The 18,568-nt window shown below is 43.8% G+C and carries 16 protein-coding genes and 1 tRNA gene; 7 read left to right on the top strand and 10 right to left on the bottom strand.

Going from position 1 to position 18,568, the window contains the following annotated elements:
• Positions 1–2: 2 nt before the first annotated feature.
• The 5 genes from putA to frdA all read right to left on the bottom strand — a co-directional run bounded on the left by putA (position 3) and on the right by frdA (position 7,007).
• Positions 3–3,455: a bifunctional proline dehydrogenase/L-glutamate gamma-semialdehyde dehydrogenase PutA gene (putA, locus tag DK428_RS11005; protein ID WP_109064473.1), complete on the bottom strand. Its 3,453-nt coding sequence runs from the start codon at positions 3,453–3,455 to the stop codon at positions 3–5.
• A 210-nt stretch (positions 3,456–3,665) separates the two neighbouring features.
• Positions 3,666–4,010, bottom strand: coding sequence for a fumarate reductase subunit FrdD (frdD, locus tag DK428_RS11000; RefSeq protein WP_005701079.1), 345 nt, complete (start codon positions 4,008–4,010; stop codon positions 3,666–3,668).
• 9 nt (positions 4,011–4,019) lie between these two features.
• A complete protein-coding gene (frdC, locus tag DK428_RS10995) occupies positions 4,020–4,412 on the bottom strand; it encodes a fumarate reductase subunit FrdC (protein ID WP_109064474.1) in 393 nt (130 codons plus the stop codon).
• An 11-nt stretch (positions 4,413–4,423) separates the two neighbouring features.
• Positions 4,424–5,194, bottom strand: a complete 771-nt coding sequence (locus DK428_RS10990) for a succinate dehydrogenase/fumarate reductase iron-sulfur subunit (protein ID WP_065295345.1) — start codon at positions 5,192–5,194, stop codon at positions 4,424–4,426.
• Between the two features lie 4 nt (positions 5,195–5,198).
• A complete protein-coding gene (gene frdA / locus DK428_RS10985; protein WP_005701074.1) occupies positions 5,199–7,007 on the bottom strand; it encodes a fumarate reductase (quinol) flavoprotein subunit in 1,809 nt (602 codons plus the stop codon).
• 394 nt (positions 7,008–7,401) lie between these two features.
• Here frdA and epmA point away from each other — a divergent pair, with 394 nt between their 5' ends.
• On the top strand, positions 7,402–8,373 hold the full coding sequence (gene epmA / locus DK428_RS10980) for an elongation factor P--(R)-beta-lysine ligase (protein WP_109064475.1): 972 nt from the start codon (positions 7,402–7,404) through the stop codon (positions 8,371–8,373).
• A gap of 83 nt (positions 8,374–8,456) precedes the next feature.
• Here the strand turns inward: epmA and fecE are convergent, their stop codons facing one another.
• The 5 genes from fecE to DK428_RS10955 form a co-directional block, all read right to left on the bottom strand.
• Entirely contained in the window at positions 8,457–9,224 is a 768-nt protein-coding gene (fecE, locus tag DK428_RS10975) for a Fe(3+) dicitrate ABC transporter ATP-binding protein FecE (protein ID WP_109064476.1), read from the bottom strand.
• Entirely contained in the window at positions 9,224–10,207 is a 984-nt protein-coding gene (fecD, locus tag DK428_RS10970) for a Fe(3+) dicitrate ABC transporter permease subunit FecD (RefSeq protein WP_109064477.1), read from the bottom strand. Before fecD ends, fecE begins: the two co-directional genes overlap by 1 nt.
• Entirely contained in the window at positions 10,207–11,196 is a 990-nt protein-coding gene (fecC, locus tag DK428_RS10965) for an iron-dicitrate ABC transporter permease FecC (protein WP_109064478.1), read from the bottom strand. The genes fecD and fecC overlap by 1 nt, the downstream gene beginning before the upstream one ends.
• Positions 11,196–12,089 (bottom strand): Fe(3+) dicitrate ABC transporter substrate-binding protein FecB, encoded by an 894-nt coding sequence (locus DK428_RS10960; protein ID WP_109064479.1) that lies wholly within the window; start codon positions 12,087–12,089, stop codon positions 11,196–11,198. Before DK428_RS10960 ends, fecC begins: the two co-directional genes overlap by 1 nt.
• 82 nt (positions 12,090–12,171) lie before the next feature.
• Positions 12,172–13,242, bottom strand: coding sequence for a metallophosphoesterase (locus tag DK428_RS10955; protein WP_109064480.1), 1,071 nt, complete (start codon positions 13,240–13,242; stop codon positions 12,172–12,174).
• A gap of 204 nt (positions 13,243–13,446) precedes the next feature.
• On the opposite strand from DK428_RS10955, the gene DK428_RS10950 reads away from it, so the two are divergent.
• From DK428_RS10950 to DK428_RS10925, 6 genes are all read left to right on the top strand, one after another.
• Positions 13,447–13,776, top strand: a complete 330-nt coding sequence (locus DK428_RS10950; protein WP_005701065.1) for a YbaB/EbfC family nucleoid-associated protein — start codon at positions 13,447–13,449, stop codon at positions 13,774–13,776.
• Positions 13,777–13,862: 86 nt separating this feature from the next.
• The gene (gene recR, locus DK428_RS10945) at positions 13,863–14,465 is read left to right on the top strand and encodes a recombination mediator RecR (RefSeq protein WP_109064481.1); all 603 of its coding nucleotides are present in this window, start codon (positions 13,863–13,865) and stop codon (positions 14,463–14,465) included.
• Positions 14,466–14,480: 15 nt separating this feature from the next.
• The gene (locus tag DK428_RS10940; protein WP_109064482.1) at positions 14,481–16,403 is read left to right on the top strand and encodes a DNA topoisomerase III; all 1,923 of its coding nucleotides are present in this window, start codon (positions 14,481–14,483) and stop codon (positions 16,401–16,403) included.
• Positions 16,404–16,563: 160 nt separating this feature from the next.
• A complete protein-coding gene (gene secG, locus DK428_RS10935) occupies positions 16,564–16,914 on the top strand; it encodes a preprotein translocase subunit SecG (RefSeq protein ID WP_109064483.1) in 351 nt (116 codons plus the stop codon).
• Between the two features lie 15 nt (positions 16,915–16,929).
• Positions 16,930–17,015 (top strand) — tRNA-Leu (locus DK428_RS10930).
• A 204-nt stretch (positions 17,016–17,219) separates the two neighbouring features.
• Positions 17,220–18,422 carry an integrase arm-type DNA-binding domain-containing protein gene (locus DK428_RS10925; RefSeq protein ID WP_109064484.1) on the top strand — a complete coding sequence of 401 codons (1,203 nt, stop codon included), beginning with the start codon at positions 17,220–17,222 and terminating at the stop codon, positions 18,420–18,422.
• Positions 18,423–18,568: the final 146 nt, after the last annotated feature.

Genomic DNA, 18,568 nt, shown 5'->3' with positions numbered 1-18,568 from the left:
CTTTATTCTTCTTGAGAGGACATTAATGAGGTGTTTCCACCGGCTGCAGTAGTGTTATAGCTGCGGGAAAACTCATCATATAATGGTAGTAAGTCTTGGGTGTTTTGCCAGTCGTAACATTTGAAAATTGCTTTACTGTTTTCAGCCAACCATTGACGATTAGCTTTATCAAGTGCAGTCAAATAAATGCCTTTTTGGCAATGACCTAACTTCGTATCAACACGAATGCCCGGTTTCGCTTTGGCGGCTAATGGATGCTTTGGTTCCACCAAAATGCTAAAACCTTTGGCAAGCAGTTTCTCAGCGGCTCTTTCTGCCGCAGGTAAGTCACCATTTAGAATAGCCACTTCACAAGGCAGATAAGCTAAGGAGTTATGTTCACCGGTGATACTTTCCAATATCGGTTTGGTTGTGCCTAGCGTATTTTCATCACCAAATTGGCTGTAATAGCGAGGTGTACGGGTTAAGCGTTGCAGATAGAACTCACCGCCGGCTTTCGGCCCTGTGCCGGATAATCCGTGTCCGCCGAACGGTTGAACACCAACCACCGCCCCTACAATATTACGGTTGATATAGAAGTTACCGCAGTTTAAGTGGCGTTCCACCATATCCATCTGTTTGCGAATACGGGTATGGCAACCACCGGTCAGTGCATACCCTTTTTCATTTACCGCTTTAAGGACATTGAGCAAGTTATCTTTTTTATAACGTACGATGTGTAAAATCGGGCCGAAGACTTCGCGTTGGAGTTGATCCAGGTTATCCAACAAATACACACTCGGCGCCACGAAATGCCCTTGGGTCGGTGTATCGATTTCCGCATAAGCACGGGCGACTTTGCGCATGCTTTCTTTGTGGTTTTCAAGATTTTGTTTGGCTTCTTCATCAATCACCGGTCCAATGTCGGTAGCCAATAAACGTGGGTCGCCTAAACTCAATTCTTTAATAGCTTCGGTGATCATCTTGTAATAGTGATCCGCCACATCCTCTTGTAACAATAAGATGCGTAATGCGGAACAACGTTGACCTGCCGAGTCAAAGGCCGAGCTGAGAACATCGGCAACGACTTGTTCCGGTAAGGCTGAAGAGTCAACAACAAGGACGTTTTGACCGCCGGTTTCCGCAATCAACACCGGATCGTTATCTGCCAATGCCAGACGTTGTTCAATGAGTTTGGCCACTTCTGTTGAACCGGTAAATACCACCCCATCAAAAGCTTGTTGGACTAACGCAGCCCCCAAATCCCCCGCACCTAAAACCAGTTGTAGGGTTTCTTTCGGGATGCCTGCTTGGTGTAACAGTTTTACGGCGGCATACGCAATTAATGAGGTTTGTTCTGCCGGTTTTGCAATCACTGCATTGCCTGCCGCTAAAGAGGCGGCAATTTGCCCGGTGAAAATGGCTAACGGGAAGTTCCATGGAGAAATACAAAGCACTTTTCCACGAGATTCGGCGAGGTGATTTTGTGTTGCTAACTGTTCTAATTGAACGGCGTAATAGCGTAAGAAATCCACGGCTTCACGCAATTCGGCAATGGCATTTGGCAAGGTTTTGCCTGCTTCAACCACAGCGAGTTTCATCAACAAGCCGAAATGTTCTTCATATAAGTCGGCGGCATTGCGTAAAACGTTGGCTTTTTCCACCGCACTTTTAGCTTTCCATTGCGTATTGTCGGCTGCGGCAAAAGCCTTTTCCGCCTGATTTACGGTTAAAAAGGCGACTTCTGCGACAGTTTCATTGAGATTTGCCGGATTAGTGATTTGATGGGCAGGGGCATTTTCGCCATTTTCAAATGCGACTAAAGACACAGCATTTTCAATGGTTGCCGCATTAAGCGCTTGTTCTAATCTTGTTAATTCCAGTTCATTGTTCAGATCGAAACCGGCGGAGTTTTTACGGTTTTTAAATAATTCTAACGGCTTGAGAACAGACTTATTCGGCTCACCATGAGATTTGGCATAAAGTTTCCACGGTGGTGTGACGAGTTGTTCGACCGGAATGTTTTCATCAACCAACTGGTGGACGAAAGAGGAGTTGGCACCGTTTTCTAAGAGACGGCGGACTAAATAGGCTAATAATGTGGCGTGCGTGCCCACAGGCGCATAGACGCGGACTTGTCGATTCAGATTTTCTTTCCCCACAATATTGTCATAAAGGGTTTCTCCCATGCCGTGTAAGCATTGGAATTCAAAGTTTTTATCTTGTCCTAATTCGTGAATCGTGCACATGGTTTGCACGTTATGGGTGGCAAATTGCGGATAAATGACATCTTGCGCGGCAAATAATTTTTTCGCACAAGCAATATAAGAAATATCGGTATGATTTTTGCGTGTGTAAAGCGGGAAGTCGTCCAAACCATCCGCTTGTGCCCATTTGATTTCGCTATCCCAATAAGCCCCTTTAACAAGGCGGATCATTAAATAGCTTTGTTTTTCTCGGGCTAAATTAATCAAATAATCCAACACAAATGGACAGCGTTTGGAGTAAGCTTGTACTACGAAACCAATGCCTTTGTAGCCTTGTAATTCCGGTTCATCTAATAATTTTTCGACAAGATCGAGGGAAAGCTCTAAACGACTGGCTTCTTCCGCATCAATATTGATACTGATGTTGTATTTTTTCGCTAATAAGAAGAGTTCTTTTAGACGAGGGTAAAGCTCATTGATGGTGCGATCGTATTTAGCTCGGCTATATTTCGGGTGAATCGCAGAAAGTTTGACGGAAACACTGTTGCCGTTATAAATGGTACGGCCTGCTGCGTCTTTGCCTACTTCTTCAATCGCGTGTAAATAGTCGTTGAAATAGCGTTGTGCATCAGCTTCTGTCATGGCAGCTTCGCCCAACATATCAAAAGAGAATGTAAAACCTTTTTCGTAGCGTGGTTTAATATTTTGTAACGCTTCTTGCATGGTCACGCCGGTAACGAACTGTTTACCCAAAATCTGCATGGATTTGATAATTGCCATACGCATAATGGGCGCAGACAAACGGGAAAAACTACGGGTGAGCGCATTCGATAAACTGTTTTCATCCAAACTTTCGCTGATTTTTTTACCAAACAGTAGGCCGTAACTGGCTGCATTGATGAAGAATGAATTGGAATTGCCAATGTGAGATTTCCAGTTCCCTTCCTGCAATTTCTCATAAATCAAATCATCACGGGTTTGTGCATCTGGAATACGCAACAAAGCTTCAGCCAAGCACATTAACGCCACCCCTTCTTCACTGCTTAATGAAAATTCTTGCATTAAAGCATCTGCGCCATATTGTTTTTGTTTAAGTTGGCGTAATTTTTTAATTAACTTAATAGCATTGTCAGTGATGCGTTGTTCTTGTTCAGGAGAAAAATCTAATGTTTTCACTAAAGAATCGACCGCACTTTTCTCATCTAAACGATAGTTTGCTGTGATAGCTTGGCGAATCGTGCTATATTGTTTTGCTAATGTGAATTGCATAAGATGCCTCCTTTTGTTATCTAATTGTTACCAAAATATAGATGCTATGTTTATTTAGTAAATGACTTTTTTGAGGATTTGTGATTGAAGTCACATAAAAAATAGGGATTTATTGTTTGTATAGGTACGGATTGAATGTTCTACATACTGAAGAGCGGTTAAAATAAAAAAACTCCCTATATTGAGGGAGTTTTTATTTGAAATGCGACTTTAGATATTACATACGGCAAATAGCACGATAATGCTGTAAAGCGTGGCTAGGCCATAGAAAATAAATCCGCCGGCAGGCACATGGACTTTAACATCGTGCATACCGTGATGGACGCGGTGTAAGCCTGCCCACATTGGGAAAATGGTAAGAGCCAGAATAACCAATTTACCCACCCAGTGGTGTGCAAAGGCGATGATGTTATCCGGGCTGACAAGGCCAAAAGGTAATAGCAAACCGAGGATAAGAATTAATACCGGGAAGGCAAGTCCGCTTATCATGCCACCTGCACTAAACATTAACCAGACAGGTGGTTCGTTTGAGCGTTTTGGATTTTGATTAACCATGTCTTCCCCCTAAATGAATACTAACACTAAAGCCAATACGGTGACACCCACAAACATTCCGCGCAAAGCGTTTTTAATTAGTTTTGCGGGCAAGCCTGTCGTGCCGGACATCACTTCACCCGTCATATCGAATAGTGTGACAGCGTGGAGCAATAAGGCGGCCAGTGAGATAATGTTCAGAATAACCACGATTGGATTTTGTAAGAACGGAATGAAGTTCATAACAAATCCGTCCGCTTTGCCTAAGCAAATGACGCCATAAAGTAATACTAAGCTGAACCAAACTGTTGGAACGGCAGTAGCTTCGCGTAGCATATAGAACTTGTAGAAATCCCAACTTTTCCACCAAGTCGGGGTCATTTCACGGACATATTTTTTACGTTTACTTACTGTTGTTGTCATAATCTTTCCCCTTACGCCTTCGGTTTAAGCATAGAAATGAGATAATCTTTGGCACTTTCTAATTTGCCCTGGTTAATGGCAGTGGCCGGGCCAACGTGTTTTGGACACACTTCGGAGCAAGCACCTACAAAGGTACAAGACCAAACGCCGTTTTCACCATTCATGATTTTCATCCGTTCTGCCTTGCCGTGATCACGGTTATCTAAGTTATAACGATGACCTAAAGTTAATACGGCCGGACCGACAAATTCAGGGTTTAAACCGAATTGTGGGCAGGCGGCATAGCATAAGCCACAGTTAATACACATAGAGAACTGACGGTATTTTTCCAATTGCGCAGGCGTTTGTTTAGTACGGCTTTTAGCTAATTCTTTAGACGGATGCGGTTTACCGTCTAACTCAGGCGCTTGGTTACCGATCACATAAGGTTTGATGGCTTCCAAACTTTCAATGAAGTGACTTAAGTCAACGATTAAGTCGCGTTCAATCGGGAAGTTTGCTAAGGCTTCAATACGCATATGACCACTGTAGTCACGCAAGAAGGTTTTACATGCCAGTTTTGGAATGTTGTTTACCATCATGCCACAAGAACCGCAGATCGCCATACGGCATGACCAACGATAAGAAAGCTCAGGTTCAAGTTTATCTTTAATATAGCCTAAAGCGTCAAGTAATGAGGTCTGGCTATCGTAAGGCACTTGATAGGTTTTCAAGTGTGGCTCTTTGTCAACTTCTGGGTTGTAACGTAGAATTTCAACGTTCATGATTGATTGTTCGGCCATGTTATTACTCCTTACCTGCTTGAGCTTGTTCTTTCGCCTTAGCTGCAGCTTCGGCTGCTTCTGCTTCCGCACCATAAACACGTTTTGCCGGTTGAGATTTGGTGATTTTTACCGGGCTGTATTCAATGCGTGGTGCGCCGTCTTCGTTATAGAACGCCAAGGTGTGTTTTAAGTAGTTCACATCGTCACGCTCAGTGTAGTCTAAACGTTGGTGTGCACCACGAGATTCTTTACGTTCAATAGCAGAATTGGCAATAGATTGTGCTACGTCCAAAATGTAGCCTAGTTCAACGGTGTATAATAAGTTGGTATTAAATACGCTGGAGCGGTCGGATACATGAACACGTTTAAAACGCTCTTTCAATTCAGCAATTTTATCAACGGCTTGTTGCATACTTTCTTGTGTACGATAAATACCGCAGCCTTCTTCCATTGCTTGACCCATTTCATCACGAATTTCAGACCAAGATTCTGTACCTTCCTGGGCAAATAAGTCATTTAAGCGTTTAACAACATCTTGTGCTTGAGCGTCAATTGCACTTTGGTTGCCTGGTTTGGCTTCCACTGCACGTTGTGCTGCATATTCGCCGGCAACACGACCTAATACCACTAATTCGGCTAATGAGTTGGAACCTAAACGGTTAGCGCCGTGTAAACCGGAAGAGGCACATTCACCCACGGCAAATAAGCCTTTAATACGGGTTTCACTGTTGAAGTCTACTTCAATACCACCCATGGTGTAGTGCACTACAGGGCGCACAGGAATCGGGGCTTGAGCCGGATCCACGCCTTCATAGGCTTTTGCCAATTCACAAATAAACGGTAAACGTTCGTGTAAATATTGTTCTCCAAGGTGACGCAAATCCAAATGTACTACATCAACGCCTTTGGCGGTTTTTAATGTATTACCTTTGCGCCATTCTTGCCAGAACGCTTGGGATACTTTATCGCGCGGGCCTAATTCCATATATTTATTTTGTGGTTTACCAATTGGCGTTTCCGGTCCCAAACCGTAGTCTTGAAGATAACGATAGCCGTCTTTATTCACCAAAATACCGCCCTCACCACGACAACCTTCAGTCATTAAAATACCGGTGTTCGGCAAGCCGGTTGGGTGATATTGCACGAATTCCATATCACGCAACGGTACACCGTGGCGATAAGCCATTGATAAACCGTCACCGGTAACGATACCGCCGTTGGTATTGAAACGGAATGCACGACAACCACCGCCTGTGGCGATAACAACAGCATTGGCGTTAATTTGTACTAAAGAACCTTCCATCATATTCATGGCAACCATACCGCGGGCATGGCCATCATCAACTAAAATATCAAGTACGAAGTGTTCATCGAAACGTACAATTTGCGGGAATTGAATAGAAGTTTGGAAGAGAGTGTGCAATAAGTGGAAACCGGTTTTATCGGCGGCGAACCAAGTTCGCTCGATTTTCATTCCGCCGAAACGACGCACGTTTACGTCACCATCAACTTTACGGCTCCAAGGACAGCCCCAACGTTCAAGCTGGGTCATTTCTACCGGTGAGTGTTCAACAAAATATTCTACAACGTCTTGTTCACAGAGCCAGTCACCACCGGCAACAGTATCTTGAAAGTGTTTGTCGTAAGAGTCTTCTTCTTTGATGACGGCTGCTGCACCACCTTCTGCCGCAACGGTATGACTACGCATTGGGTAAACTTTTGAGACTAATGCAATTTTAAGGTTAGGATTAGCTTGAGCTGCAGCAATCGCCGCTCGTAAACCACCGCCACCGGCGCCAACAATGGCGATATCGACATTAACAGTTTGCACGATATTCCTCCAAGTAAAGAGATAAATTTGAGTGAAAATACCGAAATAAAGTTATTTGGTACTGTTAGGGTAAGATTATTTTGCCATTATTTTTTTTTATTAAAACTATTTTTGTGAAATTTGTCACGATTTCGTGATCTACCTCAAAAAGTTACTGTAAATAATGAGTTGTTTACATTTTGCTTCATAATTAACATTCTCTTAACTAAATTATCACGAAAAAGGTACAAAAGTGCGGCGGAAAAATAAGGCGTTTTTCGGGTTTTGCTATCGGCCTTTAAAACAGACATCTTGTGCCGTCAGGACGAACAATAACTTTATGTATTCCCGCCGACTTTGCTTTAAAATAGCGACAAATTCATTTCTCCTCATTTTCTAATGAAAAGGCATTTTTATGTTTGAACAAGAACAATGGCAACCTACCGCCTCCGTTAAAAATTTATTAACCCGTGCCAAATTACTGGCGGAAATTCGTCGATTTTTCACCGATCGCGGTTTGTTGGAAGTGGAAACGCCGGTGTTAAGCGAATTTGGGGTTACGGATGTGCATCTCGCAACATTTAGTACGGAGTTTATTTCACCATTCGGTGAGCAATCGAAAACTCTGTGGCTTTCTACCAGTCCGGAATATCACATGAAACGTTTGCTGGCGGCAGGTAGCGGGCCTATTTTTCAAATCGGCAAAGTGTTCCGCAATGAAGAGGCGGGCAATCGACACAACCCTGAATTTACTATGTTGGAGTGGTATCGACCGCACTTTGATATGTATCGCCTGATTAACGAAGTGGATGATTTATTACAACAAATTTTGGAATGCCCGCCGGCGGAAAGCATGAGCTATCAATTTGCCTTCCAGCAATACGTGGGATTGGATCCATTATCGGCAGACTTGTCCGAATTGGCGGAAAAAGCGAAAAAACATCAGTTAATCGGGGCGGAAAATGAAAATCGTGACACCTTATTACAATTTTTATTTAGCACGGTAGTGGAACCGCAAATTGGGCAGGAGGCGCCGGTAGTGGTGTATCATTTCCCGGCAAGTCAGGCGGCTTTAGCGCAAATCAGCTCGGAGGATTTGCGTGTGGCGGAACGTTTTGAGTTTTATTATAAAGGATTGGAGATGGCTAACGGTTTCCACGAATTGTCTGATGCGCGCGAGCAATTAAGACGCTTTCAGCAAGATAATCTGCAACGGGAAAAAATGGGGTTGCCTGTGCGCGCCATTGATACGCGCCTATTGGCTGCATTACAGGCGGGAATTCCGAATTGTTCAGGGGTGGCTTTGGGCGTTGATCGTTTATTGATGATTGCCATGGGCACGGAGAGCATTAAAGACGTGATTTCTTTTGCGATAGATAACGCTTAAAAGTGCGGTCATCAATGGCGATGTTTTTTTAAATGTTAAAAGTGCGGTCGAAAAATAAAATGTTTTTTATGACCGCACTTTATTTACTTCAAAATAAACATTGGTGTTTGGCTAATCGGATCGCGGTGAATCACCACCTCTAAATCAAACACCTCTTTTAACAGCCGCTCTGTCATCACTTCGTCAGGCGTTCCTTGGGCCATAAGGTTGCCGTCTTTGAGAACGATTAAATAATCACAATAACGACAAGCCTGATTTAAATCATGGAGTACTGTAATGACGGTTTTGCCGTTTTGTTGCATTTGGCGCATCATGCCCATGAGTTCCGCCTGTCGGTTGAGATCCAAATAAGTGGTTGGTTCATCCAACAGAACAAGCTCTGCATCTTGCGCTAATGTCATGGCTAAGAAAACCCGTTGTTGTTGTCCGCCGGATAAATCCGATACCAAATGTTCCGCCAGTTCCGCGGTGTGGGTTTGTTCCATAGCCCAAGCCACTAATTGCTCATCTTTATCACTTAATTTGCCCCACAAATTCAAATAAGGCGAACGGCCGTAAGCAATTAATTCACGTACTTTAATGCCTTCCGGCACCAAATGTTGTTGTGGCAAGAACGCTAATTGTTTGGCGTATTCTTTCGGGGTGCTTTGCCAAATATCTTTGCCTTTGTGAGTAATTGTGCCTAGGCGAGGCTTGAGCAAACGGGCCACCGCTTTTAGTGTTGTGGATTTGCCACACCCGTTCGGGCCAATTAAGGCAATAATTTGGTTGCTCGGAAAGTTGAGAGATAAATCCCGTACGATAGTTTTATCTTGATAGCCTAATTGTAACTTATTGATCTCAATGCTCATTATTTCGTTCTCATCAATAAATAGAAGAAGTAAGGGGCGCCGATAATGGCGGTGAGAATACCGGCGGGCAGTTCTGTCGGCGGATCGATAACCCGCGCTAAAATATCGGAAATCTGTAATAACAACGTGCCGATTAGCATGGCCGCCGGCAATAATGTGCGGTGACGTCCACCGACCAATTTGCGTGCTAAGTGCGGTGCAACTAAACCGAGAAATGCGATGGGGCCGCAAATGGCGACGGCTGTGGTGGAAAGCGCAACAGCCAGCACTAATACCAAGATTTGCGTTTTATTTACGCTTACTCCCAAGGTGGCCGCTTTGTTTTCACCTAAACCTAAAGTGTCCAAATCTCGGCAGAAAATAAACGGTAACGGCAATAACACCAACAACCAAGGCAAAACGACATTGACATAAGCCCAACTTCTGCCCCACAAACTTCCGGTTAGCCAAAGCATAGCCGTGTTGATTTCTACCGGATTGGTTAGCATTAAATAATGGCTGATTGCCGCCCATAGGGCAGAAAGTGCTACGCCGATAATGGCCATTTTGATCGGGCGGAAGTTAAAACCACATATCATCCATAACAAAATGAAAGACAGAACACCGCCGATAAAGGCGAAAATCGGTAGCCAGTAAAAGGCTAAATTCGGTAGGAAGATTAATACGGTAACGGCGACTAAACCGGCGGCGTTATTGATTCCTAAAATATCAGGAGAGGCCAACGGATTACGCACGACACTTTGCACCAACACCCCGGAAATGGCCAATGCGCCGCCGATAATAATGGCGAGTAGCGCGCGTGGCAGACGGTATTCCATTAAAGTGAAATAGTTTTTATCGTCAGGGTGAAAGGCCTGGCTAATTTCATCAAAGGATAGCGTGTAAGTGCCGTAGCGAATGCTTAATACAAATAATATCGCGACCGTACAGAGTGCCGATAAGTAAAAGCCGATTGCACGGAATCCTGAATGAGAACGGCGCATTAGTGTTTTCCTCTGGCAAATAATACAAAGATTGGCGCACCGATTAAGGCCAAAATGGCGCCGGCAGGCACTTCACTTGGGAAATCAACAGCACGGGCAACGGTATCAGCCCCCAACATTAAAATGGCGCCTAATAACATGGACATGGGTAATGATTTTCGTAAATCATAGCCGATCCAATAACGTGCTAAGTGTGGAATTAACAAACCGATAAAGGCGACCGGGCCGGCTACACTAACGGCTGAACCCACAATTAATAATGCCATGATATTGGCATACCAACGCAGACGGAACAGGTTAATTCCCAAGGATTGAGCGGATTCGTCGCTTAAATTGAGTAAATTTAATCGGTTGGCAAAGAAGAGACAAAAGAGAGCGCTCGATAGCAGAAACGGCCAAATAGTGTGCCATTCGTTCCAACGGGCGTGAGAAATGCCGCCGGCAAGCCAACTCATTACGCCAAAGGCATGATCTTCCGACATAATTAACACTAATTTGGTAAGAGCAGTACATAATAAGGAGACGGCAATCCCCGCCAAAATAACGCGACTGCGATCGCCACTACTGTCTTTCCACGTGTTGCTGATCAACATTACAACCAACCAGCTGATTCCACCGCCGATACTTGCCACTAAGGCAATGCTATAGCCTGATAATAAGGCCGGGCTAATGGCACTCGCCGTTACCATAGCCAAACTTGCGCCGGAATTGACGCTTAGTAGCGTTGGTGAGGCTAGTGGGTTGCGGGTGATGGTTTGTAATAATGCCCCGGCTACTGCCAAATTGGCGCCTAATGCGATCGCCACTAACGCCCGCGGAAAGCGTAAATCGACCACGGTGATCTTGGCCAATTCATCGCCATTGGGGAAAAAGGCGTTTAGCGCATCTAATGGTGAAATTTCAATAGGGTAGTATAAAAACAGGCTTCCCCATAACAAGAAAGCCAGTCCTAGCAGGGGAACGCCCCAACGAAAAGCTTTGCCAAACATTATTTTTGATTAACGAATTGTTCAACTTGTTTTGCCATGATCTCACTGGCCGTAATGCCGCGTCCGCGCGCCCACATATCTGCATTGACACTAAATACATGTTTGGCTTTTACGGCAGGAATGGCTTGCCATAAAGGTTCTGCTTCCCATTTGCGGGCGATACTTTCTTGGCGATAGTGGGCGATAAACATATAGTCCGGTTTTTCCATCACTAATTGCTCAAGATTGATTTCAGCAAAGGCTTGAGTGGCGTTTGGTAATTTTGGCGAGTTAAAACCTAGAACACCAAGGAAGCTGGCGACATAACCACTGTCATTTTGTAAATTGAATTTGTCTTCGCGGGAGGTGCCGAAAATCCCTTTTTTGCCTTTCACATTAATATTTTGCGCAATGCTTTCGATAGTTTTATTGTGTTTATCAATTTGCAATTTCATTTCACCGCCTTTGCCCACAACATCGCCGATTTTTTGTGCCGTATCAAGATTCTCCTGATAGCTTTCATGGCGCGAATCAAACATCATGGTCGGGGCGATTTTTTTCAATTCTTCATACACTGCTGTGTGACGGGAAGGATCAGCGATAATTAAATCGGGTTTTAATGCGGCAATGGCTTCAAGACTTGGTTGTGAACGGGTACCGACAGATTGCCAAGGTTGAATCTTATCGCGCACTTCCTGCAAAATACGGGTTTTATCGTTGTCATCGGCAACGCCGACCGGGCTAACACCGACTTGAGCAAGGGCATCAACGAAAGAATATTCTAACGCGACAATGCGACTTGGGGTTTGATCAATAGTGAATTCACCTTTAGCATCGGTGACGGTCACAGCACTTGCCGTCACAGATGTCATAAGGAAAAGAGAAGTAAGGGTTGCTTTGACGAATTTTTTCATTTCTGAGTCCTCTGTCATCATAAAAACATAAGCGTAAGAGGTTCAATTATACACAGGACTCGGTATTGAGAATAGTTCTTTTTTAATGTCCGACCACATCAATGATCATCACTTCCGATTGTGAGCCCAAACGCATCGGCACCCCCCAGAAGCCATAGCCGGAGGTCACGAAAAAGTGACCTTGATTGATTTGTTCATAACCATAACTCAAACGATAAATAAATTTTACAATGAGATTTGCCGGAAAAATCTGTCCGTTATGAGCATGGCCGGAAAGCTGAATATCAATGGGCAAATTGGCGTGTTGTTCGATATCCGTCGGACGGTGATCCATTAAAATCACAGGGAGTGCCGTATTCACTTCTTTTAATAATTGTGCGGTAGTTGGGCGATTCGTCACCAAATCATCGTTACGCCCAATTAGCGTAAAGCGATTATCAATCACAAAACTTTCATCCATCACAGGAACAATGCCTGCTTTGCGAATTTCCTGTTCAATACGGGCTTGATCACCAAAGAAATCGTGGTTACCCAACGTAGCATAAACGCCAAGAGGGGCTTGTAGTTTGGCTAAGTGCGGTTGCATTTTCTCCGCTAAATAGGCGTTGACGTTATCATCCATAATATCGCCTGGCAGGAGGATAATATCCACCTTTTCCTGTTGCATAATGGCAGCCAGTTTGTCCAATTGCTTGGCGCCAAAGAGCGTCCCTAAATGTGTGTCGCTGGCCATCCCAATACGCAACGGCTGCATCGGTTTGTTCAATCGCACTTGATAATGATTCACCATGGGGGTGTAAGCGTTATACAAGCCAAGCCCGATGAAACCAAGAAAGATGATCGGATAGAGCAGTTTCAGCGCCTTATCCCATTTTTTAAAAAAGATATGTAATACGCCCACAATGACGCTACTAAAGCCCGAAAAAAGGAGCAAGGTAAGCGTAAAGGCACTTACGATAAAGGTTTCGGTAAATAAGCGTAATGGCGCGCTTAGCACCACGCAATTCAGAATCACAAAGATCCAAACGGCTAAACGGCGACGGCTTTTCCCTTCTAACTTGAAAATCCAGCTTAATGTACGGGCGAAAACCCAAAGCATAAGCTGCAATGCTACAAGAGAGATTTCAAAACTTAGGTAATGTCTGGCTTCCATAGATTTTCCTATATATTTTTGTATTTCTAATGTCTAATCAAATAACATAAAGTGCGGTCGTTTTCCGGCACAAATTTGAAAAGGCGTAATAGTAATACGGATTAAGATATTGAAACAACCTATCAATGAATTTGATTATTTCCAAGGGCTAAAAATTCCGTTAAAATGCGTCCACTTTTTTACTCAAATAACGGAAGAAAATTTATGTTCGGAAAAGGTGGCTTGGGCGGCTTAATGAAACAAGCCCAACAAATGCAAGAAAAAATGCAGAAAATGCAGGAAGAAATTGCTCAATTGGAAGTGACCGGCGAATCCGGTGCCGGATTGGTGAAAATCACCGTAAATGGTGCGCACAATTGTCGCCGCGTAGAAATTGATCCTTCTTTAATGGAAGACGACAAAGAAATGTTGGAAGACTTAATTGCTGCGGCGTATAACGATGCCGTGCGTCGTGCTGAAGAATTACAAAAAGAAAAAATGGCTTCTGTCACTGCCGGTATGTCATTGCCACCGGGCTTTAAAATGCCATTCTAAAAAAATATCGCCAAAATCGACCGCACTTTTCGTTAATCGATTCTTAAAGTGCGGTTTATTTTTTTATCAAATCCATCGAGAACGCTATGCAAACCAGTCCATTGTTAGAGAATTTAATCGAAAGTTTACGCGTATTGCCGGGGGTCGGGCCAAAATCCGCACAACGGATGGCATACCATTTATTGCAGCGTAATCGAAGCGGTGGAATGCGTTTGGCGCAAAGTTTGACGGAAGCCATGTCGAAAATCGGACACTGCGAACATTGCCGAACTTTTACCGAAGAAGCGGTTTGCAATATTTGTAACAATCCTCGTCGTCAAAATTCAGGCTTGTTGTGCGTGGTGGAAATGCCGGCAGACATTCTTGCTATTGAACAAACCGGTCAATTCTCAGGACGTTATTTCGTGCTTATGGGGCATTTGTCGCCGTTAGATGGCATTGGTCCGCGTGAAATCGGCTTGGATTTACTGCAAAAACGATTGCAAACGGAATCGTTTAAAGAAGTGATTCTTGCCACCAACCCAACGGTGGAAGGCGATGCCACTGCAAACTACATCGCAGAACTTTGTTTGCAACAGAAAGTTAAAGTCAGCCGTATTGCCCACGGTATCCCGGTGGGCGGGGAGCTGGAAATGGTGGACGGCACCACATTAACCCACTCTTTCTTGGGCCGTCGTGAAATCGGCTAACCTTGATTCTCATCTATGCGACTGTTTATAGCGGAAAAACCGAGTCTTGGACGTGCCATTGCCGATGTTTTGCCCAAGCCACACCAACGTGGTGATGGCTTCATTAAATGTGGCGATGACGATTATGTCACTTGGTGCGTAGGGCATTTGTTGGAACAGGCGGAACCTGATGCTTACGACGCAGGCTTCAAACAATGGCGCTTAGAGGATTTGCCTATCGTGCCGCAAAAGTGGCTGCTCATTCCGAAAAAAGAAACCCATAAACAACTGAAAACCGTTGAAAAACTGGTACATCAAGCCGATATTTTGGTCAACGCAGGCGACCCGGATCGAGAGGGGCAACTGTTGGTGGACGAGGTGTTCAGTTATCTGAATTTGCCTGCCGAGAAGCGTAATGCCATTCAACGTTGTTTAATCAGCGATTTGAACCCAAGTGCGGTAGAAAAAGCCATCAAAAAATTACAACCTAACCGAGATTTCATCCCGCTAGCCACCTCCGCATTAGCCCGTGCCCGCGCCGATTGGCTTTATGGCATTAATATGACTCGCGCTTATACCATTCGAGGCAGACAGGCTGGCTATAACGGCGTGCTTTCCGTTGGGCGTGTACAAACACCGGTGCTGGGCTTGATCGTACGTCGTGATTTGGAAATTGAAAATTTCCAACCAAAAGATTTTTTTGAAGTGCTGGCTTGGGTGCGAGATCCGAAAGAGGAAAAAACATCTCAAAAATCGACCGCACTTTTTTCCGCCTTATGGCAACCGAGCAAAGCCTGCGAAGATTATCAGGACGACGACGGACGTGTACTTTCCCGCGCGCTTGCGGAAAATGTCGTCAAACGTATTACCGACCAACCGGCAAAAGTCACCGATTACACGGATAAGAGGGAAAAAGAAACGGCACCGTTGCCATATTCCCTTTCTGCATTGCAAATTGATGCCGCCAAGCGTTTCGGGATGTCGGCGCAAGAGGTGTTAGACACTTGCCAACGTTTGTATGAAACACACAAACTGATTACTTATCCACGCTCCGATTGTCGTTATTTGCCGAAAGAGCATTTTGCCGATCGTATGGCGGTGATGAATGCTATTTCTACTCATTTAACGCCATTTCAACCCCTGCCCGAAATTATCGATCCTGCACAGAAAAATCGCTGTTGGAACGATAAAAAAGTGGAAGCGCACCATGCCATTATTCCTACAGCCAAAAATCGAGCCGTTAGCTTAACCCAAACAGAACAAAACATATATTTTCTTATTGCTCGCCAATATCTCATGCAGTTTTGCCCCGACGCGGAATACCGTAAATGCAAAATTACCTTGGATATTGCAGGCGGAACTTTCGTTGCCCAAGCGCGCAACTTACAAATTGCCGGTTGGAAACAACTTTGGGGAAAAGAAGATAACGATGATGAACAGCCTGATGCTTTGTTGCCGGTGGTGAAAAAAGGACAGATTTTACATTGCGAGAAAGGCGACATTGTCAGTAAAAAAACACAACCGCCGAAACCCTTTACCGATGCGACGTTGCTTTCTGCTATGACGGGTATTGCCCGCTTTGTGCAAGACAAGGAATTGAAAAAAATTCTGCGAGAAACCGATGGATTAGGCACCGAAGCCACTCGGGCGGGGATTATTGAATTGTTGTTTAAGCGGGGTTTTCTATATAAAAAAGGGCGTAATATTCACAGCACCGAGGCAGGGCGTATTTTAATCAATGCTTTGCCGGACGTGGCTACCCAACCCGATATGACGGCACATTGGGAATCTCAACTGGACAGCATTAGTCGCAAACAGGTGAGTTATCAGCAGTTTATGCAAAATCTTACCCAGCTTTTGCCTGAGTTATTGCACTATATTAATTTCTCCGCATTGCGCGAGTTAAGTCGGCATAATCAAGGCGTGAAAAAGACCGCATCGAGAACAAAGAAAAATTAACGAGAGCTAAAAGTGCGGTCGTTTTTCAAAATGTTTTTTACTGATCGAATTTGCACCAAACAGCCTAAAAATAGATAAAACGACTTGCGAAAGGCAAAGATATCCGGTAATATCTGCGCCGTTATTTTTCATTAGAATTTGCTAAATCAGAGAAGATAAAATGTACTCAGCTTTATTAATCATTTACTTGGTCGTTTCCATTGCACTCATTGCGTTTATCCTGTTACAACAGGGTAAAGGTGCCGATGCAGGCGCGTCTTTTGGTGGTGGCGCATCTGGTACGGTTTTCGGCTCTGCCGGCGCAGGTAACTTCCTATCCCGTACGACAGCTGTGTTAGCAATAATCTTCTTTATTATCAGTATCGTTATTGGCAATCTAAATTCACATAAAAATAATGTAAAACAAGGTGCGTTTGATGATTTATCCGGTACAGCGGAACAAATCCAACAGCAACAACAAAAAGCACCGGCTGTGTTAGATACAAAAAATAGCGATATTCCTCAACAATAAAATTTATCAAATTAAGCTCTGGTGGTGGAATTGGTAGACACGCTATCTTGAGGGGGTAGTGACCGTAGGTCGTGCGAGTTCAAGTCTCGCCCAGAGCACCATTAAACTAAACATAGCCCCGCGTAATTAATCGCGGGGTTTTGTTTTATCTAGTATTTACAAGGCTTTATAGCACTTTTACCTATCATAGCCCCTCGCATTCAATCGTCTCTAATCTCGTTTTTTAGTAACACTGGTAGTAACACTGGCTTGTTTAGTGTTACTATGCGCCCAATCTGGTGTTACTACGATCGGGAAGAAGCCTTATGCCACGCGTTAAAAAGCCTTTAACAGATACAGAAATTAAGAAAGCAAAGCCGAAAGAAAAAGAGTATCCATTATCTGATGGCAACGGACTTATTCTGAGGGTTAAACCGAATGGATCTAAAATTTGGCTGTTTAATTATTATCATCCGGTTACGCAAAAAAGAACGAATGCGGGGCTTGGTATGTATCCTCAAATTCAGTTAGCGGTTGCCCGTGCCAAGCGTGAAGAATATCGCGCTTTGCTTGCTCAAGGTATCGATCCACAAGAACATAAAAAGAAAGCACTAGAAGCTACCAATGAACAAATAAAAAATAGTTTCTTGGCCGTTGCTGAAAAGTGGAAGAAAAAAAAGGTTAAGGAAGTAGAGGCATCAACCTTAGAAAAGAATTGGCGCCGATTAGAACTCTATGCTTTCCCTAAATTCGGTCAAATACCTGTTACTGATATTTTACCGGCACTTATTATTCAAACATTGGAACCATTAAACCAACAAGGGAAAGGCGATACATTAAAGCGTACGATTCGCTTAATTAACGAGATTTTAAATTATGCCGTGAATTATGGCTTAATACAGTTTAATCCTTGTCTTAACGTGAATGCCGTTTTTAATTTCGGCAAGAATGAAAACAATCCTACAATTCGTCCTGAAGAATTGCCCGCACTTTTGAAAGCAGTTAGAGATTCGCGCTTAACTTTGTTTACTCGCTGTTTGATTAAATTCCAACTTTTAACCTTAACTCGCCCTGTTGAAAGCAGTGGTGCGGAATGGTCGGAAATTGATTTAGATAATCGTTTATGGTCGATTCCGGCGGAAAGAATGAAAACAAGAAAAGCTCACATTGTGCCACTTTCTACTCAATCTATAGAAGTGCTGCGTATTATGTTGTCGTACACAAAGAATGATAAATATGTTTTCCAAAGTGCCCGCACTAAAGATAAACCAATGAATAGCCAATCAGTCAATAAAGCGTTAGTCGATTTAGGGTATAAAGATAAATTAACTGGTCATGGATTGCGCGCTATAGGTAGTACTTATTTGAATGAATATGAACCTATGATTTCCCCTGATGTGATTGAGGCTTGTTTATCTCATGGTATAAAAGATTCTGTGCGCCGCGCATACAATCGTTCTGATTATCTAGAACAACGCAAGCCGGTGATGCAACTTTGGGGCGATTATGTGGAACAATGTGAACGTTAAAAGTGATGTGCGTGGAAAATATTTAAAAACTGCCTTCACTCGTTCACCGATTGCTTTTCCTTTGTTTTTCAATTGGTTATAAGGTGAAGGGGAAGTCGGTGTTGTTCACCTTGGCATTCACCTTTTTAGGTAAAAAAAGCGCGGTT

It is taken from the genome of Aggregatibacter kilianii, from assembly GCF_003130255.1.
Taxonomy (GTDB): Bacteria; Pseudomonadota; Gammaproteobacteria; order Enterobacterales; family Pasteurellaceae; genus Aggregatibacter; species Aggregatibacter kilianii.
Note: the sequence above shows the minus strand (reverse complement) of the source record. Positions and strands in the feature narration are given on the sequence as shown.